At 39.8% G+C, this 21,629-nt stretch carries 15 protein-coding genes and 1 tRNA gene; all 16 read left to right on the top strand.

Annotated features, from left to right (window positions below; genetic code table 11):
- Positions 1–32 precede the first annotated feature (32 nt).
- Positions 33–1,274, top strand: coding sequence for a TolC family protein (locus tag ABMQ40_RS11085; protein ID WP_370899545.1), 1,242 nt, complete (start codon positions 33–35; stop codon positions 1,272–1,274).
- Between the two features lie 2 nt (positions 1,275–1,276).
- On the top strand, positions 1,277–2,362 hold the full coding sequence (locus ABMQ40_RS11080; RefSeq protein ID WP_370899543.1) for an efflux RND transporter periplasmic adaptor subunit: 1,086 nt from the start codon (positions 1,277–1,279) through the stop codon (positions 2,360–2,362).
- Positions 2,363–2,460: 98 nt separating this feature from the next.
- Complete coding sequence (locus tag ABMQ40_RS11075; protein ID WP_370899541.1) at positions 2,461–5,559, top strand: efflux RND transporter permease subunit; 3,099 nt, start codon at positions 2,461–2,463, stop codon at positions 5,557–5,559.
- A gap of 258 nt (positions 5,560–5,817) precedes the next feature.
- The gene (gene tuf, locus ABMQ40_RS11070; protein WP_370899539.1) at positions 5,818–7,005 is read left to right on the top strand and encodes an elongation factor Tu; all 1,188 of its coding nucleotides are present in this window, start codon (positions 5,818–5,820) and stop codon (positions 7,003–7,005) included.
- 50 nt (positions 7,006–7,055) lie between these two features.
- Positions 7,056–7,126, top strand: a tRNA-Trp gene (locus ABMQ40_RS11065).
- A 12-nt stretch (positions 7,127–7,138) separates the two neighbouring features.
- Positions 7,139–7,345, top strand: a complete 207-nt coding sequence (gene secE, locus ABMQ40_RS11060; protein WP_172280674.1) for a preprotein translocase subunit SecE — start codon at positions 7,139–7,141, stop codon at positions 7,343–7,345.
- A 20-nt stretch (positions 7,346–7,365) separates the two neighbouring features.
- On the top strand, positions 7,366–7,908 hold the full coding sequence (gene nusG, locus ABMQ40_RS11055) for a transcription termination/antitermination protein NusG (protein WP_370899537.1): 543 nt from the start codon (positions 7,366–7,368) through the stop codon (positions 7,906–7,908).
- 81 nt (positions 7,909–7,989) lie between these two features.
- Positions 7,990–9,237, top strand: a complete 1,248-nt coding sequence (locus ABMQ40_RS11050; RefSeq protein ID WP_370899535.1) for a hypothetical protein — start codon at positions 7,990–7,992, stop codon at positions 9,235–9,237.
- Positions 9,238–9,446: 209 nt separating this feature from the next.
- Positions 9,447–9,890: a 50S ribosomal protein L11 gene (gene rplK, locus ABMQ40_RS11045; protein ID WP_370899533.1), complete on the top strand. Its 444-nt coding sequence runs from the start codon at positions 9,447–9,449 to the stop codon at positions 9,888–9,890.
- 11 nt (positions 9,891–9,901) lie between these two features.
- Complete coding sequence (gene rplA, locus ABMQ40_RS11040) at positions 9,902–10,594, top strand: 50S ribosomal protein L1 (RefSeq protein WP_370899531.1); 693 nt, start codon at positions 9,902–9,904, stop codon at positions 10,592–10,594.
- A 13-nt stretch (positions 10,595–10,607) separates the two neighbouring features.
- A complete protein-coding gene (rplJ, locus tag ABMQ40_RS11035; RefSeq protein ID WP_370899529.1) occupies positions 10,608–11,198 on the top strand; it encodes a 50S ribosomal protein L10 in 591 nt (196 codons plus the stop codon).
- A gap of 47 nt (positions 11,199–11,245) precedes the next feature.
- Positions 11,246–11,614, top strand: a complete 369-nt coding sequence (gene rplL / locus ABMQ40_RS11030; protein WP_370899527.1) for a 50S ribosomal protein L7/L12 — start codon at positions 11,246–11,248, stop codon at positions 11,612–11,614.
- 489 nt (positions 11,615–12,103) lie between these two features.
- Entirely contained in the window at positions 12,104–15,925 is a 3,822-nt protein-coding gene (gene rpoB, locus ABMQ40_RS11025) for a DNA-directed RNA polymerase subunit beta (RefSeq protein WP_370899525.1), read from the top strand.
- Positions 15,926–16,028: 103 nt separating this feature from the next.
- The gene (gene rpoC, locus ABMQ40_RS11020; protein ID WP_370899523.1) at positions 16,029–20,294 is read left to right on the top strand and encodes a DNA-directed RNA polymerase subunit beta'; all 4,266 of its coding nucleotides are present in this window, start codon (positions 16,029–16,031) and stop codon (positions 20,292–20,294) included.
- A 94-nt stretch (positions 20,295–20,388) separates the two neighbouring features.
- A complete protein-coding gene (locus tag ABMQ40_RS11015; RefSeq protein WP_370899521.1) occupies positions 20,389–20,697 on the top strand; it encodes a DUF3467 domain-containing protein in 309 nt (102 codons plus the stop codon).
- A 262-nt stretch (positions 20,698–20,959) separates the two neighbouring features.
- Positions 20,960–21,604 (top strand): Crp/Fnr family transcriptional regulator, encoded by a 645-nt coding sequence (locus ABMQ40_RS11010; RefSeq protein ID WP_370899519.1) that lies wholly within the window; start codon positions 20,960–20,962, stop codon positions 21,602–21,604.
- The last annotated feature ends 25 nt before the right edge of the window (positions 21,605–21,629 follow it).

Genomic DNA, 21,629 nt, shown 5'->3' with positions numbered 1-21,629 from the left:
TATTAAGGCAATTTTGTCTCAAAATTTGAGCGATGAACAAAGTTGCAGGACTATTTATCATGGTTTCTTCATTGGGAACTGCACAGCAGCAGATGTCACTCTTGGATTGTGAAGAAGCTTTCCAGAAGAATAATCTTCAACTGCTTGCCGGACAATATAACATCAGCATGGCTGATGCAGACATCTTACAGGCTAAAATCTGGGAGCTTCCGCAACTGAGCGGACAGGTGAATGCATATAATCCGGACGATAAAAAAGTATTTGATATCGGGCATGCCAAAGGGGCGCAAATAACGCAGCTCATATACATGGGCGGCAAAAAGAAAAATGAGATTGCCTTCGCAAGGTCCAATAAAGAGCTGGCTCAGCTTCAGTTCTCCCAATTGATGGTTGACCTTAAAGCCCAGCTCCGGTCAACTTATTTCAACCTTTATTATGAGAAATTAAAGCTGGATAACACGGAGAAGCAACTGGGATATATGAACGACCTTTTAAATGCTTACAGAATCCAGGCTGCTAAAGGAAACGTTTCTCTTAAAGATGAGGTAAGGCTGCAAAGCATTGTTATCCAGCTCAATAATGACAAGCTCGGGATCAGTAAAAATATTCTTGAATTTGAACAGAATCTTAAAGTATTAACGGGAGTTACAGAAGATATTGAACCGCAGCTTTCCGAAGCTGAAACCAAAGACATCCTTACGGCGCAGCCATTCGGGGATGAAGAAGAATTGAAAAGAAAAGCGCTTGAAAACAATGCGGATTATCAATATTATCTGAAACTGATTGATAACAATAAGCTATATGCCCAATGGCAGAAATCTCTGAACGTCCCGGATTTGAATGTGGGAGCCGGATGGGATCAGAATGGCGGAACCTTTCATAATGAGGTGAATCTGATGATAGGGATTCCGTTGCCTTTATGGAAAAGTAACCGGGGGAATGTGGAAAAGGCCGGATATGCCATTCAGCAGAGCCAGAAAAATGCGGATTATCAAAAACTCGATCTGGAAACCAAAGTCCGCTCAGCTTATCAGACCTGGAAAAATCAGTATGACCAATTGGCAGAAATCAAGGCCACAGATCTTAACAATCTTGATCTTGTCTACAGCGGGATGTTAAAAAACTTCAGAAACGGAAATGTAAGCCTTATAGAATTTACGGATTTCATGGAAAGCTACAGGCAAACAGCTCTTCAGATCTATGATATGAAAAACGGGGTTATGCAGGCTGCGGAGCAGCTCAATCAATTAGTACAAACAAAAATCTTCTATTAAAAATGAAAAAATATATCATTTCTCTATTTGTGGTGCTTTTTTTACTGTCCTGCTCAAAAAAAGAGGAAGAAAAGGGGTCACAGGCAAAAAAAGGCTTTGAGCTGAGCAATACGATGCTAAAGTCTATTTCCCTGTCGAAAGCTGAAAAAAAATATATAGAAGATAACTATAATTTTTACGGAAAAATATCGGCGGATAAAAACAGCTATATCGATGTTTATCCTTTGGTAGGAGGAAATGTTCTGAGTGTGAATGCGGAGCTGGGAGATTATGTGAAAAAAGGGCAGGTACTCGCTACCATCCGAAGCACTGAGCTGGCCGAGGTTCAGAAAGATGTAAGCGATGCCAGGACAGATCTGGTTGTCGCTCAAAATAATTTCCGGGTAGCCAAAGAAATGTATGAAGGAAAGCTGAACACCGAAAGAGACGTTCTGGAAGCAAAAAGTGAGCTTCAGAAAGCGCAGGACCAATTGCAGAGGGCAAATGCGGTAAGCAAGGTCTACAATGTGCAAAAGGGAAATATTTATAGCGTAGTGGCTCCCATCAGCGGATATATCGTTCAGAAGAACATCAATAAGGATATGCAGCTGAGAAGTGACAGAAGCGATAATATTTTTGATGTGGCCAATACCACCAATGTCTGGGCGATCATGAATGTCAATGAATCAGACATAGATAAGATCAGTCTCGGAATGCGGGCTGAGGTATCCACACTTTCATATCCGGACAAGATATTCTACGGAAAGATTGATAAAATTTTCAAAATTATTGATCCGCAGACCAATGCCATGCAGGCCAGAGTGGTTCTGGATAATGCCAACGGATTGCTGATCCCGGAAAGTAAGGCCACTATAAAGGTCAGCAGCTCAGAAAATAATATGGCGCTGGCCATACCATCCAAGGCAGTAATATTTGATGATAACCGAAGCTTTGTAGTGGTGTACAAATCCAGAACGAACCTTAAAGTTAAAGAAATAAAAATTTTAAAACAGGTAGGTGAAACTACTTATGTTTCTGAAGGACTGTCTGAGGGCGAACAGGTAATCACTAACAATCAGTTGTTGATCTATCGCTCACTCAACACTTAAACTATTTCAAAGGCTCTTGCAGAAATTCTTTTAAATCTGAAGTCTGCTGCTTTCAAAAGCTGCAACCTTCATATTAAGCCATTATCAAAAAAACCGTCATGAACAAATTCATTAAAAATATCATTGCTTTTTCCTTAAAAAATAAAGCATTCACCTTTATCTGGGTAGCCATTCTGGTAATTTCCGGTTTTATAAGTTTCAAAAATATGGCTATTGAAGCCTTTCCGGATGTTACCAATACCCAAATCGTAATCATCACCCAATGGAATGGCCGGAGCGCGGAAGAGGTTGAGCGTTTTGTCACCACGCCTATTGAACTGGCGATGAGCCCGGTTCAAAAGAAGACAAGTGTAAGAAGCACAACGATGTTTGGTCTTTCTATCGTTAAAATTCTTTTTGATGACGGCGTAGATGATACTTTTGCCAGAAACCAGGTTAATAACCAGCTAAGAACCGTCAGCCTGCCCGATGAAGTTGATCCTGAAGTACAGCCACCTTACGGACCTACCGGTGAGATCTTCAGATATACTCTGGAAAGCAAGACCAAAGATTCACGGGAATTGCTCACCTTACAGAACTGGGTGATTGACAGGGCCCTGAGAGGAGTGCCCGGAGTGGCAGACATCAATGTTTTCGGAGGTCAGGATAAAGTGTATGAATTAAGTATCGATCCGAGAGCTCTGGATAAATATAACCTTACGCCATTAGAAGTTTATGACGCTGTTACTAAAAGCAATCTGAATGTAGGAGGTGATATCATTGAGAAAAACGGACAGGCTTATGTGGTAAGGGGAATAGGTCTGGTAAAATCCGTTGCCGATATCGGGAATATTACCATACAGAACGATAGCGGGAACCCGGTGCTGATCAAAAATGTTGCCGATGTTCATGAAAGCTCAATGCCAAGGGTAGGGCAGGCCGGATTGAATAATCACGAAGATACTGTGGAAGGTATTGTGGTGATGAGAAAAGGAGAAAACCCCCGTGAAGTTCTGGTAAACGTAAAAGCAAAAATTAAAGAGCTTAATGAAAAGGTTCTTCCGAAAGATGTAAAGATTGTTACATTCTATGATCGTGACAATCTGATGGATTTTACTACGCATACTGTAATGCACAACCTGATCGAAGGAATTGTGTTGGTGACGGTAATGGTGCTTATATTCATGGCCGACTGGAGGACTACACTGATCGTTTCCATCATTATCCCGTTATCATTACTGTTCGCATTTCTATGCCTGAATCTGGCAGGGATGAATGCTAACCTGCTCTCTCTGGGAGCTATAGATTTCGGGATTATTATTGATGGCGCCGTGGTCATGGTAGAAGGACTTTTCGTAATGCTGGATCATAAAGCCCACAAATATGGAATGGAGAGATTCAACAAGCTTGCAAAAGGCGGATGGATCAAACAAACGGGAACCGGGCTGGGAAAGGCAATTTTCTTTTCAAAACTGATCATCATCACTTCCCTGATCCCTATTTTCTCATTCCAGAAGGTGGAAGGTAAAATGTTCTCACCGTTAGCCTTTACCCTGGGCTTTGCCCTGGTAGGAGCGCTGATATTCACCCTGACGCTCGTTCCCGTGCTTTCCCACATCCTTTTAAACAAGAACGTAAGGGAAAAGAATAATCCCTTTGTGAACTTCTGGGACAGGGTTGTCTTGAAAGGATTCAGCTATACTTTTACACATAAAAGAACAAGCCTGGTCATTGCTGTTTCTTTTCTTACCCTGACATTATTTTCAGGAAAATTCCTGGGAACAGAATTTTTGCCACAGCTCAATGAAGGCTCCCTTTGGATCACCGCAGAGATGCCGATGAGTTCTTCTTTGGAGGAATCATTGAAAACGGCGGATCTTTTGAAGAAAGATATTCTGAGCTTCCCTGAGGTGACCGATGTACTGGCCCAAACCGGACGAAGCAATGACGGAACGGACCCCAACGGGTTCGGGTTTGTGCAGTTCGCCGTAAATCTTAAACCAAGGGAAGAGTGGAAGCGTAAGATCACCTATGAAGAATTAGTGGAGGAAATCGATAAAAAGCTGAAAGACTACCAGGGAATCACTTTTAATTACTCTCAGCCCATTTCTGACAACGTTGCAGAAGCTGTGGCCGGATTTAAAGCTGAAAATGGGATTAAAATATATGGGGATAATCTGGATACTCTGGACAGACTTGCCGAAGAAGTTTTAAAAGCTGTTAAGAATGTTGAAGGAGTGAAAGATCCGGGGATCATTAAAAATATCGGTCAGCCGGAGGTAAGCGTGGTTTTGGACAGGGATAAGATGGCCGCGTACGGAGTAATGCCCGCAGACGCCCAGGCTGTTCTGGAAATGGCATTTGGAGGGAAAACAGCATCAGAAATGTTTGACGGGGAAAGAAAGTTCCCGATCCGTCTCCGGTATGCCCGGGAATACAGGAAAGATGAAAACGATATAGCAGCCCTGATGGTTCCTACCCAGGATGGTACAATGATTCCTCTGAAAGAGATCAGCAATATCGTGAAAGATAATGGCGCCGCCTTTATTTACCGGGATGATATCAAGCGGTACATAGGGATTAAGTTTTCGGTTCGCGACAGGGACTTGGGAAGTACTATTGCCGATGCACAAAAAGCGGTTTCCAAAATTGAGCTTCCGGACGGATACTCCATCGCCTGGACAGGGCAGTTTGAGAACCAGCAAAGAGCTTCTCACAGATTGGCGCAGGTGGTTCCGGTAAGTATTTTAATGATCTTCTTTTTACTCTTTATTCTTTTTGGAAATATGAAAGATTCGCTTCTGGTATTGGCCAACGCACCTTTTGCATTGATCGGTGGAATTATTGCCCTTCATGTCACCAGGATGAACTTCGGAATATCGGCCGGGGTGGGAATGATCGCATTATTGGGGATCTGTATTCAGAATGGGGTCATCCTTATCACGGAATTTCATCAGAATGTTAAAAATGGACTGGCATTGGATCAGGCCATATTGAATGGCGTGAAAGCCAGGACCAGGCCGGTGATAATGACCGCGCTGATGGCTTCCATAGGGCTTTTGCCGGCGGCCTTATCTACCGGTATCGGCTCGGAGTCTCAGAAGCCTCTGGCGATTGTCATTATTGGTGGGCTGATTACGGCTACAACCCTTACATTGCTTATCTTCCCGATCATTTTCTGGATATTCAACAGAGCTAAAAAGTCGGAGCAAATCTGACCGTTCTTTCATTTTATATTAATTAAGGAGCCTGAAATAATCTGTATTTCAGGCTTTTTATTAAATCGTTTTATAAAGATTTTTTCAATCGGGAAAATTGTGTAAATTTGCATTCTCAATACATGGAAATATAATGGTTTGTAATTCTTTGGATTTGAATATTAAAACTTTTTTCAAGAAAAAGGTTTTGGTATTTAAAAATTCATTATATTTGCACACCGAAAATTTGAATAAACAATAAATAAATAATTTTAAATCATGGCAAAGGAAACGTTTAATCGTAACAAACCACACTTGAACATTGGTACTATTGGTCACGTTGACCATGGTAAAACTACTCTTACTGCTGCTATCAGTAGCGTATTAGCTAACAAAGGTCTTGCTGAGAAAAAAGACTTCTCTGCTATTGACTCTGCTCCAGAAGAAAAAGAAAGAGGTATCACTATTAATACAGCTCACATCGAATACGAAACTGAAAAAAGACACTATGCACACGTTGACTGTCCTGGTCACGCGGACTATGTTAAAAACATGGTAACAGGTGCTGCTCAGATGGATGGAGCTATCTTAGTATGTGCTGCAACTGATGGACCAATGCCTCAAACAAGAGAGCACATCCTACTTTGCCGTCAGGTAAACGTACCTAGAATTGTTGTTTTCATGAACAAGGTTGACATGGTGGATGATGCTGAATTATTAGAGCTTGTTGAATTAGAACTTAGAGATTTATTATCTACTTACGAATATGACGGAGATAACTCTCCAGTAATCCAGGGATCTGCTCTTGGTGCTCTTAACGGAGACGAGAAGTGGGTGAAAACTGTAGAAGAATTAATGGATGCTGTTGATACTTGGATCGAGCAGCCGGTAAGAGATCAGGATAAGCCATTCTTGATGCCAATCGAAGACGTATTCTCTATTACAGGTAGAGGTACTGTAGCAACTGGTAGAATCGAGGCTGGTGTTATCAATACTGGTGATGCTGTAGACATCGTAGGTATGGGTGACGAAAAATTAACTTCTACTGTAACTGGGGTTGAAATGTTCAGAAAAATTCTAGACAGAGGTGAAGCTGGTGATAACGTAGGTCTATTGTTAAGAGGTATTGAAAAAACCGATATCAAGAGAGGTATGGTTATCGCTAAACAAGGATCTGTAACTCCACATAAAAAATTCAAAGCTGAGGTTTATATCCTTTCTAAAGAAGAAGGTGGACGTCACACTCCATTCCACAACAAATACCGTCCTCAGTTCTATGTAAGAACTACTGACGTTACAGGTGAGATCTTCTTACCAGAAGGTGTAGAAATGGTAATGCCTGGTGATAACTTGACAATTACTGTAGAATTGTTACAACCAATCGCTCTTAACGTAGGTCTTAGATTTGCGATCAGAGAAGGTGGTAGAACAGTAGGTGCTGGTCAGGTTACTGAAATCTTAGATTAATATCTTAAAATATAAGGCTTCCGTAAGGAAACTTACGGAAGCCTTTATCTACGGGCATCGTCCAATGGTAGGATACCGGTCTCCAAAACCGTTGATCAGGGTTCGAATCCTTGTGCCCGTGCAAATAAAAATTATGAGTTCATTTATCGATTTTTTAAAAGGTTCTTATAACGAATTCAGACATAAAGTTGAATGGCCAAAGTGGGCTGATCTGCAATCTTCTACAATTGTAGTGACTATTGCGACAGTGATTTTGGCATTATTTACTTTTGGAGTTGATGAATTGTTTTCTAAAGCAATCAGCAACATAATAGGAATGCTAATTAATGTGTTCAATTAACAAAAAAGTATTTTCCCATAATGAGCGAATTGAAATGGTATGTGCTGAAAGCAATCAGCGGACAGGAAAATAAAGTGAAAAACTACATTGAGACGGAAATCAAGCGTTTGGGCTTTGAGCAGTACGTTACTCAGGTGGTTATTCCTATGGAAAAGGTGATTCAATTGAGGAACGGTAAAAAAGTTCCGAAAGAAAGACCTTACTATCCTGGCTATCTGATGATTGAAGCTGATCTTATGGGCGAAATTCCTCATATTATTAAAAATATTCCCGGGGTTATTTCATTCCTAAGTCTGACCAAAGGAGGAGATCCGGTTCCAATGAGAAAGTCTGAAGTAAACAGAATGTTGGGAAGAATGGATGAACTTTCAGAATTTGCCACCGATGTTGAGATCCCATTTGTAGTAGGTGAAAATGTAAAAGTAATCGACGGACCTTTCAACGGATTCAACGGAACAGTTGAAAAAATCCTGGAAGATAAAAAGAAAATTGAAGTTTCAGTTTTAATTTTCGGAAGAAAGACTCCAATGGAATTAAGCTATATGCAGGTAGAAAAAGTTTAGAAAATAATAAAATATATATGAGAAGGTAGATTTTTTAATCTGCCTTTTTTTATTTTTGCTTTTCTCATCCAAAATTAGTATATGCAGAATTTCTCAGAAAATAAAATGATAGGAAAACTGTTAAACTGGAAGCTTTTCCTGCTATGTAACAGCCTTGTTCTTATTATCAAGATCCTCTTTTCGGTATACCACCATTTTGAGGCGGAACATTTCGAAGATTGGTCAATTGCTGAAAATTTAACGGTAGCCCATATTTATTCTTTAGATGTGAAATATGGAAGCTCAGCATATAAACTTCCCGTATATCCTCTTTTTCTAAGCAGTTATATGAAGATTTTCGGCATTGACCAGGCAGCCCGGTTTATCATCCTTACACAGCATGTATTCTATTTTATTATACCCTTAGTGCTCATAAGGTTTTTTGAAAATCTTAAGCTTAAAAATGCTGGCTTTCTGTCCGGTTATTTCTTTATTTTTTCTCCGGCATATTTTTACTATTCCAATGTTCTGGAAGCTACCAATATCTTCATATTGCTTTTTGTAATCTGGATGTATGCATATTCATTATTTTGGATAAGACCTGTATCCTTTAAACATATTTTATTGTTATCTGTTCTTACAGCCCTTGTGAGCCTTACGCAGGTGGTAGCAGTTCCGGTTATGTTGCTGTTGCTTTTGGCCTTGGGATTCTATAAAAAAGTTTCCCTCAAGAATCTATTGGCTGTTATTTTAATAGCAGGAGCTGGCTATTCGCCCTGGGTAATCAGAAACTACCTTACCTTCGATAAAATTATAATGAGTAAGTCTCCGGTATGGCAAAATGTTTATTTAGGATATATTCCCGATCATCAGATATTATATGGTGACCGGTTTGTTTCAGAAAAAGAAAAGCAGGCGATCTTTGCCAGGATTTCCCGCCACAATGAATTTGAAGATGAGGTTATTTACGAGAATGAGGTGAAAAAAATTGTTACGGATGACAAGATGGCCCCTTATAAAAAAGCCCTTAATAACCTTGTCAGCTTATGGTTTGTTCCCAAGAAATATTTTAATGATAACGGTTTATCTGTCCTCATTGGACGAAAGTGCTACGTTATTCTTATCAATCTACTATTATTCGTAAGTCTGGCCTATTTTTTTAAAAAGGATAAGAGGCTGTTTTTCTTTTTATGTATTGTATTTGCAGGCTTTACCATGCCTTACCTGATTGGGCATGCGGCCAATATCCGGTTCAAGCTGGATTTTGAATGGATTCAGACTTCGGTGATTGCGTTGTTTATTTCTACATATTTCTTTAAAAAAAGTACTTTATCAATCTTTAAAGGATGAAATGCCAATTGCCTGCAATTTAAATGATTGAGTTTCAATTAATATGAAATTGAAATAAATTTCTAAAAATCAGCATTATCCATTTGCTAATTCAAAAATATTTTATACTTTTGCAATCCGAAAAGTAGGTTTATCATGTGTGAGAACGATAACCTGCTGAATAATAATGCTTCCAAACTCATTAATTATTCAAATTTAAAAAAGAAACAATGGCTAAGAAAGTCTTTAAAATGGTAAAGCTTCAGGTGAAAGGAGGTGCAGCAAACCCTTCTCCGCCAGTAGGTCCAGCTTTGGGTTCTGCGGGTGTTAACATCATGGAGTTTTGTAAGCAATTTAACGGAAGAACTCAAGATAAGCCAGGGCAAGTTTTACCTGTAGTAATTACGGTATACGAAGACAAATCTTTTGAATTCGTAATTAAAACTCCGCCTGCAGCTATTCAATTAATGGATGCGGCTAAAATCAAAGGTGGTTCCGGAGAACCAAACAGAAATAAAGTAGGTTCTGTAACCTGGGATCAGGTAAAGAAGATCGCTGAAGATAAAATGGCGGATTTAAACTGCTTTACTATGGATTCTGCAATCTCTATGGTTGCAGGTACAGCAAGATCTATGGGATTAAGAGTAACAGGAACTAAACCAACTAACGCTTAAAACTTATTGAAATGGCAAAATTAACTAAGAAGCAAAAGGAAGCTTTAAGCAAAGTAGAAAAAGGAAAAATCTATAACCTGGAGGAAGGTTCAGCTCTTGTGAAGGAAGTGAACACTGCAAAGTTTGATGCTTCTGTAGATATCGCTGTAAGATTGGGAGTAGATCCAAGAAAAGCAAACCAGATGGTAAGAGGTGTAGTATCTCTTCCTCATGGAACCGGTAAAGATGTTAAAGTATTAGCACTTGTGACTCCGGATAAAGAAGCTGAAGCTAAAGAAGCCGGGGCAGACTATGTAGGTCTTGATGAATATTTAGATAAAATCAAAAACGGTTGGACAGACGTGGACGTTATTGTTACGATGCCTGCTGTAATGGGTAAACTGGGACCTTTAGGTAGAGTTTTAGGACCGAGAGGTTTAATGCCAAACCCAAAATCAGGTACTGTAACTATGGAAGTTGGTAAAGCCGTTTCTGAAGTGAAATCAGGTAAAATTGATTTTAAAGTTGATAAGTACGGTATCGTACACGCTGCTATCGGTAAAGTATCTTTTGATGCTGCTAAATTGAAAGAAAATGCTCAGGAACTGATCCAGACATTGATCAAAATGAAGCCGACTGCAGCTAAAGGAACTTACGTAAAAAGCATTTACTTGTCTTCTACAATGAGTCCAGGTATTGCAATTGATACTAAATCTGTTAACTAAAATCTGAAAGACAATGACAAAAGAAGAAAAAGTATTAGTAATACAGGAAATTAAGGATTTGTTGCAGGATGCCAAAGTAGTTTACGTAGCGGATCTTGAAGGATTAAATGCAGCAAAGTCTTCAGAATTTAGAAGACAGGCTTTCAAAAATAATATCAAGGTAAAAGTGGTAAAAAACACACTTTTGCAGAAAGCTATGGAGCAAATAGAAGGAGTAGATTATTCTGAGATGTTCGCATCTTTCAAAGGAAACTCTGCTTTGATGGTTTCTGAAACAGCAAATGCTCCTGCAAAATTAATCCAGAACTTCAGAAAGAAAGAAGAAAAGCCGGCTTTAAAATCTGCTTACCTTCAGGAAACTTTCTATATCGGTGACAACAATCTGGATGCGTTGGCTAACATCAAGTCTAGAGAAGAAATGATCGGAGAAATCATCGGATTACTTCAGTCACCAATCAGAAACGTTCTTTCTGCTCTTCAAAACAAACCTGAAACAGTAGAGGCTAAAGCTGAAGAAGCTGCACCTGCTGTAGAAGAAACTCCTGCTGAAACAGCTCCTGAAGCATCAGCAGAAAGCACTGAAGAAACTCCAAGTGCTGAATAATTGACACTCAAAAAATTAAATAAATAATCAACAAAAACATTACAACAATGTCAGATTTAAAAAATTTAGCTGAAACGCTAGTAAATTTAACAGTAAAAGACGTAAACGAATTAGCTGCTATCCTTAAGGATGAGTACGGAATTGAGCCGGCTGCTGCTGCAGTAGTAGTTGCAGGTGGAGGTGCAGGTGAAGCTGCTGAAGAAAAAACTGAATTCGACGTGATCCTTAAGTCAGCAGGTGCTTCTAAATTAGCTATCGTTAAATTAGTAAAAGATTTAACAGGTGCTGGTCTTAAAGAAGCTAAAGACATCGTGGATGGCGCTCCAGCTCCAATCAAGACTGGTGTAGCTAAAGATGAGGCTGAAGCTCTTAAGAAGCAACTTGAAGAAGCTGGTGCTGAAGTAGAGTTAAAATAATTTTTCTCTAATATATATTATAAGCCTGAGTTTATCTCAGGCTTTTTTTATTATACTTGTTCCTTACAACTTGCTAAGGAAGGTTTGATATCAAGCCGGATGTAAATTATATTTGACTTGAATAATATAATAATTATTTGTGAATGTGGATAAATTTTTGTAACTTTGCTCCTCTTTTGGCGCGAATAATTGTTTGTAAATCTATAAAATACTATGAATCAGCTCTTTCATGAAAATGAAAGGGATTTCGTGTATATAGATATTGCGGTAATTTCTGCCTCAAAAGTAATAAAAATATTTTGCATTACGCTGTGAAAAGATATACCAGTGTTGCAGTTAGGAATGAGATTCTGAGAAAAAAGGACAAAGAACAAAGACTGTTTCTAATAGCGCCAACATTGAGGTCTTTATCTTTTCTCTGTTTTCCTCTTCTTTTTCCTGATATTTTTTACAATTCAAAATATTTTTTAACCCTTTCTTAAAAGTTTTATGAGTAAAACAACAGCAACAACTCAGGGAAATCAGAGAATTAATTTCTCATCAGCGAAAGGAAAAATCATTACTCCGGACTTCTTGGATATCCAAATTGAGTCTTTTAAAGAGTTTTTCCAGCTTGATACTCTTCCTGAAGACAGAAAGAAAGAAGGTTTATACAAAACCTTCCAGGAAAATTTCCCGATTACGGATTCCAGAAACCAGTTCGTATTGGAATTCCTAGACTATCTGGTAGATTCCCCACGTTATTCGATCGATGAGTGTGTGGAAAGAGGTCTGACCTATTCAGTTCCTCTGAAAGCAAGACTTAAATTGTATTGTACAGACCCTGAACACGAAGATTTTCAAACCGTGGTTCAGGATGTATATTTAGGCCCGGTTCCTTACATGACGCCTAGTGGTTCTTTCATCATCAATGGTGCAGAAAGAGTCATTGTTACGCAGCTTCACCGTTCACCTGGTGTATTCTTCGGGCAAACTTACCACGCAAACGGAACCAAATTATACTATTCAAGGATCATCCCGTTCAAAGGATCCTGGATGGAATTTACAACAGATATTAACAGCGTAATGTACGCGTATATCGACCGTAAGAAAAAATTACCATTAACTACTTTGTTAAGAGCTATCGGTTATGAATCTGATAAGGACATCCTTCAGATCTTCGACCTTGCTGAAGAAGTAAAAGTTTCTAAAGCTGCCCTTAAAAAAGTGGAAGGAAGAACATTAGCTGCGAGAGTATTGAACACATGGTTCGAAGACTTCGTAGATGAAGATACCGGAGAGGTGGTTTCCATCGAAAGAAATGAAATCATCCTGGATAGAGAAACAGTCCTTGAAAAAGAAAATTTAGACCTTATCCTTGATGCCGGCGTGAAATCGATCCTGATTCACAAAGAAAACAGCAATGAGTTCTCTATCATTCAGAATACATTGCAAAAAGACCCTACCAACTCTGAAAAAGAAGCGGTAGAGTATATTTACCGTCAGTTAAGAAATGCAGATCCGCCAGATGAGGAAACTGCAAGAGGAATCATTGAAAAATTATTCTTCTCTGAGCAGAGATATTCATTAGGTGAAGTAGGACGTTACAGATTAAATAAAAAATTAGGTCTTAACATTCCTGAAACTACTGAAGTTCTTACCAAAGAAGATATCATTGCCATCGTAAGACACCTGATCGAGCTGGTAAACTCTAAAGCAGAGGTAGATGATATCGATCACCTTTCCAACAGAAGGATTAAAACTGTGGGAGAGCAGCTGGCAGGGCAGTTCGGGGTAGGTCTTTCAAGAATAGCGAGAACGATCAAGGAAAGAATGAACGTTAGAGATAACGAAATCTTTACTCCGCTTGATCTTGTTAATGCCAAAACTTTGACATCTGTGATCAATTCATTCTTCGGAACGAACCAGCTTTCTCAGTTTATGGACCAGACCAACCCATTGTCAGAGATTACCCACAAGAGAAGATTATCTGCACTGGGACCTGGTGGTTTATCAAGAGAAAGAGCGGGCTTCGAGGTAAGGGACGTTCACCATACCCACTACGGAAGAATTTGTCCGATTGAAACCCCGGAAGGGCCAAACATCGGTCTGATCTCCTCTTTAGGTATTTATGCCAAAATCAATAACTTAGGTTTCATTGAAACACCATATAGAAAAGTAGAAAACGGTAAAGTAGACCTTAATGCGGATCCTATCTACTTGAATGCAGAAGATGAAGAAGCCAAGGTAATTGCCCAGGCAAACGTAGAGCTGAGCGATGAGGGTGAATTTGAAACCGACAGAATTATTGCAAGACTTGATGGTGATTATCCGGTAGTGGAACCACAGCAGGTAGACCTTATCGACGTGGCGCCTAACCAGATTTCCGGTATCTCGGCTTCATTAATTCCATTCCTGGAGCATGATGATGCGAACCGTGCATTGATGGGATCCAACATGATGCGTCAGGCCGTTCCTCTATTGAAGCCACAGGCTCCGATCGTAGGTACAGGTCTGGAAAGACAGGTTGCAAAAGATTCAAGAATCCTGATTAATGCGGAAGGTACAGGTACTGTAGAATATGTGGATGCGGATAAGATCGTTATCAGATACGAAAGAAGCGAGGACGAGGATCTTGTATCCTTCGATTCTGCTACGAAAACATATAATCTTACCAAGTTCAGAAAAACCAACCAAAGCACAACTATTACCCTGAGACCCAATGTAAGAGTAGGTGATGTTGTGGAAAAAGGACAGGTGCTTTGCGACGGTTATGCTACTGAAAACGGAGAATTGGCTCTTGGTAGAAACCTAGTGGTAGCATTCATGCCTTGGAAAGGATACAACTTCGAGGATGCGATCGTGATCAATGAAAAAGTGGTTCGTGAGGACTGGTTTACTTCCATCCACGTAGATGAATACTCTCTTGAAGTTCGTGATACTAAATTAGGTATGGAAGAGCTTACGGCAGATATTCCGAACGTTTCTGAAGAAGCTACCAAAGACCTTGACGAAAACGGTATGATCCGGATTGGTGCTGAGGTGAAGCCTGGAGACATCATGATCGGTAAGATCACTCCAAAAGGTGAATCTGATCCTACTCCTGAGGAAAAGCTTCTTAGAGCGATCTTCGGTGACAAGGCCGGTGATGTGAAAGATGCTTCATTGAAGGCTGACTCGTCACTGAGAGGTGTTGTGATCGACAAGAAATTGTTCTCAAGAAACATTAAAGATAAAAAGAAAAGAACTGAAGAAAAACTTAAGCTTGAAGAGATAGAAAATACTTACAAGGCTAAGTTCGATGATCTAAGAAATACATTGATTGAAAAATTAAATGTATTGGTAAACGGTAAAACTTCTCAGGGAGTTAAAAACGACCTTGATGAAGAGGTTATCGGAAAAGGAGTGAAATTCACCCATAAATTATTGACTTCAGTTGAAGATTATGTGAACATCAATGGTTCGGACTGGACCGTTGACGCTGATAAAAATGAATTGATCAAGCAATTGATTCATAACTATAAAATCAAGTACAATGATATCCAGGGAGTTAAAAACCGTGAGAAATTCGCGATTTCCATCGGAGACGAGCTTCCGGCAGGTATTATGAAGCTGGCTAAAGTTTACATCGCTAAAAAACGTAAACTGAATGTAGGGGATAAAATGGCGGGACGTCACGGTAACAAAGGTATCGTTTCAAGAATCGTTCGTGAAGAAGATATGCCATTCCTTGAAGACGGAACACCGGTAGATATCGTATTGAATCCACTTGGGGTACCTTCCCGTATGAACATCGGTCAGATTTATGAAACAGTTCTTGGATGGGCTGGCCAGAAATTAGGATTGAAGTTCGCTACGCCGATCTTTGACGGGGCAAGCCTTGAGCAGATCACTGAGTATACAGACAAGGCGGGACTTCCTAAATTTGGTAACACTTATCTTTATGATGGTGGTACAGGGGAAAGATTTACCCAGCCGGCTACGGTAGGTGTGATCTATATGCTGAAGTTAGGACACATGGTTGATGATAAGATGCACGCACGTTCTATTGGTCCTTACTCATTGATCACCCAGCAGCCGTTAGGAGGTAAAGCCCAGTTTGGTGGTCAGAGATTCGGAGAGATGGAGGTTTGGGCTCTTGAAGCATTCGGAGCATCCAATATCCTGAGAGAAATCCTGACCGTGAAGTCAGATGACGTGATTGGTAGAGCAAAGACTTATGAAGCTATCGCTAAAGGTGAAGCAATGCCTGAACCAGGTATTCCGGAATCTTTCAATGTATTGCTTCATGAGTTACAAGGTCTTGGACTTGATGTAAGACTTGAAGAATAATTTTAAATTTTAAATTATAAATTTTAGATGATCATTTTATATTAAAAACTTTAAAAAAGAATTTAATCTAAAATCTAGAATCTAAAATCTAAAATCTAATCAGATGTCAAATAAAAATAAATCAAGTAGATTTAATAAAATTTCGATCGGTCTGGCTTCACCGGAATCGATTCTTCAGGAATCGAGAGGAGAAGTTTTAAAACCGGAAACTATTAACTACAGAACACACAAGCCTGAAAGAGACGGGCTGTTCTGTGAAAAAATCTTTGGTCCCGTAAAGGACTATGAATGTGCTTGTGGAAAGTATAAGAGGATCCGTTATAAAGGGATTGTCTGTGACCGTTGTGGAGTGGAAGTTACTGAGAAGAAAGTAAGAAGAGAAAGAATCGGACACATTAATCTTGTTGTTCCTATTGCACACATTTGGTATTTCCGTTCCTTACCCAATAAGATCGGATATCTTTTAGGACTACCTTCCAAAAAATTGGATATGATCATCTACTATGAAAGATATGTAGTGATCCAGCAGGGTATTGCCAAAAAATTAGACGGTTCCGATTTTGAAGAAATGGAATTCCTTACAGAAGAAGAATATCTTGATATCCTTGAAACTCTTCCTGTGGAGAACCAGTATCTGGATGATTCAGATCCAAACAAATTCATCGCCAAAATGGGTGCTGAGGCTGTTGAAGATCTTTTGAAAAGGATCGATCTTGATGCATTGTCTTTCGATCTGAGACATAAAGCTCATAATGAAGGTTCCAAGCAGAGAAGAACGGAAGCTCTGAAAAGGCTGAATGTGGTAGAAGCATTGAGAGGAGCCAATACAAGAATGATTAATAAGCCTGAATGGATGATCATGCGTGTGCTTCCGGTGATTCCACCGGAATTGAGACCTTTGGTTCCGTTAGATGGCGGACGTTTCGCGACTTCTGATCTTAACGACCTTTACAGAAGGGTGATCATCAGAAACAACCGTTTGAAGAGACTATTGGAGATCAAAGCTCCTGAAGTAATCCTGAGAAACGAGAAACGTATGCTTCAGGAATCGGTAGATTCACTATTCGATAATACAAGAAAATCTTCAGCCGTAAAATCTGAATCAAACAGACCTCTGAAATCGCTTTCAGACTCATTGAAAGGTAAGCAGGGTCGTTTCCGTCAGAACTTATTAGGGAAAAGGGTTGACTACTCTGCGCGTTCGGTAATTGTTGTAGGTCCGAACTTACAGCTTCACGAATGTGGTATTCCTAAAGATATGGCTGCAGAGCTTTATAAACCTTTTATCATCAGAAAGCTGATTGAAAGAGGTATTGTAAAGACAGTAAAATCTGCAAAGAGAATTATTGACAGAAAAGAGCCGGTAGTTTACGATATCCTTGAAAATGTGATGAAAGGTCACCCGGTTCTGCTGAACAGGGCACCTACGCTTCACAGATTGGGTATCCAGGCTTTCCAGCCAAAAATGATCGAAGGTAAAGCAATCCAGTTGCACCCGTTGGTAACAACGGCTTTCAACGCTGACTTCGATGGTGACCAGATGGCGGTACACTTACCACTGGGTCCGGAAGCTATTCTGGAAGCTCAGCTATTGATGCTGGGATCCCAAAACATCCTGAACCCTGCAAACGGTTCCCCGATTACGGTACCTTCTCAGGACATGGTTCTTGGTCTTTATTTTATGACCAAAGAAGCGCATTCTACTGAAGATTACAAAGTAAAAGGTGAAGGATTGGCCTTCTATTCTCCCGAAGAAGCGGAAATTGCTTACGCGGAAGGAAAAGTTTCTTTAAATGCCAAGGTAAGATGTAAATTGCCGGTTAAAGAAAACGGAGAATTAGTAACAAAACTGATTGAAACTACGGTGGGTAGAATTCTGTTTAACCAGATCGTACCTAAGCAGGTAGGATATATTAATGAGCTTTTAACCAAAAAGTCATTAAGAAATGTTATTGGTAAGATCCTTGCTGAAACAGACTTCCCTACAACAGTGAAATTCCTTGATGCTATGAAAGATCTAGGATATTCAAACGCATTCAAAGGAGGTCTTTCATTCTCATTGGGAGATATTGTAGTTCCTGAAGAGAAGAAGCAAATGATTGCTCAGGCTGTTGAAAATGTTGACGAGATCAGGGCGAACTATAATATGGGTCTTATTACCGATACAGAACGTTATAACCAGGTAATCGACGTTTGGACAAATACCAACGCAGGATTAACTGAGATGATCATGAGCAGAATGAAGTCTGACCAGGGCGGATTCAACTCTGTATATATGATGCTTGACTCCGGGGCGAGGGGATCTAAAGAACAGATCCGTCAGCTATCAGGGATGAGAGGTTTGATGGCCAAGCCGCAAAAAGCCGGTTCTACCGGTGCGGAAATCATCGAGAACCCGATTGTTGCCAACTTTAAAGAAGGTCTTTCCATCCTTGAATACTTTATCTCTACCCACGGAGCACGTAAAGGTCTTGCGGATACCGCTCTTAAGACGGCAGATGCCGGTTATCTGACAAGGAGATTGGTGGATGTTGCGCAGGACGTTATCATTACTGAAGACGACTGTGGAACCCTCAGAGGTACTGAAGTGACAGCCCTTAAGAAAAATGACGAGATCGTTGAAAAAATCTCTGAAAGGATATTAGGTAGGGTTTCTCTTCACAATATCTACGATCCTGAAACCGATGAATTATTGGTTCCTGCCGATACCTTGATTGATGAGGCATTGGCTAAAAAAATCGAAGATGCCGGATTGGAATCTGTTGAGGTTCGTTCACCATTGACCTGTGAAGCTAAAAAAGGAATCTGCGCGAAATGCTACGGTAGAAACCTGGCAACAGGTAAGATGATCCACATGGGAGAAGCCGTAGGGGTGATCGCAGCACAATCGATCGGAGAGCCGGGTACTCAGTTAACATTGAGAACCTTCCACCAGGGAGGTACTGCAGGAAACGTATCAGAAAACCCTTCCATCATAGCAAGAAGAGACGGTATCGTGGAAATGGACGAGGTAAGAACCATTACTTCTGAAGATGAAAACGGTAACACAGCTGAAGTTGTGGTTTCCCGTTCTACGGAATTCAGATTAGTGGCTGATAATGAAGCCAGAACACCATTAATGGTAGCCAACGTGCCTTACGGTTCCATCTTAGCGGTAAAACCCGGAGATAAAGTGAAGAAAGGTGACCTGATCTGTAAGTGGGATCCGTATAATGCGGTGATCATTGCTGAAACTTCAGGTAAGGTAGAATATGAAGATATCATCCAGGGGGTTTCTTTCCAATTGGAAATAGACGAACAGACAGGTTTTGAAGAGAAAGTAATCTCTGAATCCAGAAATAAGAAAGCCGTTCCTACATTAAGAGTTGTAGACTCTAAAGGTGTTGAGCAGAAATCTTATAACTTACCGGTAGGTGCCCACTTGATGGTTAATGACGGTGAGAAGATCAAAGCAGGTAAGATCCTGATCAAGATCCCTAGAAAATCTGCAAAAGCAGGGGATATCACAGGAGGTCTTCCAAGAGTTACCGAATTATTCGAAGCAAGAAACCCTTCAAACCCGGCGGTGGTTACAGAGATCGATGGGGTGGTTTCTTACGGAAAAATTAAGAGAGGTAACAGGGAATTGATCGTGGAGGCCAAGACCGGGGAAAGAAAAGTGTATTTAGTAAAACTTTCCAACCAGATCCTTGTTCAGGAGAACGACTTCGTAAGAGCCGGGGCTCCGCTTTCAGACGGTTCCATCACTCCGGAAGATATCCTAAGAATTAAAGGCCCAACTGCGGTTCAGGAGTATCTTGTTAATGAAATCCAGGAAGTTTACCGTTTACAAGGGGTAAAAATTGATGATAAGCACTTCGAAATCATTGTAAGACAGATGATGACGAAAGTATCTATTGTAGATGGTGGAGATACCCAGTTCCTTGAAGGAGCTTTAGAGCATAAGTATGACTTCCTTGAAGAAAATAACAGGGTGTTCGGCCTTAAAGTAGTAGTAGACGCCGGTGATTCTAAAGTATTCAAACCGGGACAGATGATTACTGCAAGAGAATTAAGGGATGAGAACTCGAAGCTGAAGCGTGAAGACCTGAACCTGGTACAGGTAAGAGAAGCCCTTCCTGCTACAGCAACACCAGTACTTCAGGGGATCACCAGAGCGGCACTTCAGACAAAATCATTCATGTCGGCAGCATCGTTCCAGGAAACTACCAAAGTTCTTAACGAAGCGGCAGTGGCAGGAAAAGTTGATGATCTGAACGGTCTTAAAGAAAATGTAATTGTAGGACACAGAATTCCTGCAGGTACAGGTCTTAAAGAATACCAGAATGTAATTGTAGGTTCTAAGAAAGAATTCGAAGACCTTAACTAAAATTAATGATTTGAAATTTGAGGTTTGAAATTATTTTTATACTTTCACAATCTCAAATTTCGAATTTTAATAAAAATATAATTTAAATTAGACAATGGACAATCAAAATCAAAATCCACAAGACGGGAACATCAACATTGAATTGAATGAAATGGTAGCTGCCGGGATCTATGCTAACTTAGCATTGGTAAACCACTCTCCATCTGAGTTTGTAGTAGACTTCATCCAATTGATGCCAGGTGTGCAGCAGGCTAAAGTAAGATCAAGAGTTATTCTTGCTCCACTTCATGCCAAGAGAGTTTTAAACGCTCTTCAACAAAATATTGCTAACTATGAGCAGCAGTTCGGAGAAATCAAAGAAGTTGAGCCTTTCGTATTAGGTGGTAATAATGTAAATGCTTAAGATTTAACTTAAATAAATCATAAAGTGCCCATCCGGGGCACTTTTTTTATTTCTATCCGGAGTAATCAGGGAAGAGCCGTTAACAGCAGAAAACTAAGGCCTTTCATCCATGATAAGCCTTTCTTGCAGATCCAATAATTCTAAATATAAACCGTTTTTATTATTAATTAAACAGTTTTTCTCTGGAAAAAGTATTTGATATCGATTAAATATCCTTGCATCTTTCTTTTTCTTATATTTGTTTTAGATATGATACACGGATATGATCAATAATCAATTTGTTATTAATAAATTCGGTTTTTTAGGGAGTAAGTTTTCGGAAGAGCTCCATAAACATGCTATAATTACAGATATTAAGGCGAAAACCGAAATTATCAGGGAGGGACAAAAGAATAAATTTGTTCCGTTTTTGATAAAAGGTTCAATCAGGGTTTTCACATTAAATGACGGCCGGGAGCTTATTTACTATTATATAAGATCAAATGACAGTTGTCTGATGACATTCTCCTCCATTTTCACAGATTATGTGAGCCGTGTGTATGCCGTTGCAGAAGAAGATTCCGAAGTAATGCTCATCCCTGTTTCCGTAATTCATGAATGGCTGATCAGATTTCCTGAAATCAACAGGCTTTTTTACCATGAATATGACAAAAGGTTCTCCGATGTGATGAATATGGTGAATGATGCCGTTTTTCACAGATTGGATAAAAGAGTTTTGAACTATATCAGACAACAGATCTCAGTAACGGGTAACAATCCTGTTAAGCTTACGCACAGGGAGATCGCCAATAGTTTGGGCACCTCTCGGGAAGTGGTGAGCCGCGTCCTGAAAAAAATTGAGAATGAAGGAGAAATTTTTCAGAATAGAGAAGGAATAGGAATCCTCGTTAATGAAAATGTTAGATAGATCTAATAATTAAAGTTTTAATACC

This window comes from Chryseobacterium gossypii, from assembly GCF_041361455.1.
GTDB classification, from domain to species: Bacteria; Bacteroidota; Bacteroidia; order Flavobacteriales; family Weeksellaceae; genus Chryseobacterium; species Chryseobacterium gossypii.
The sequence above is the reverse complement of the archived record's forward strand: the minus strand, read 5'-3'. Positions and strand labels throughout refer to the sequence as shown.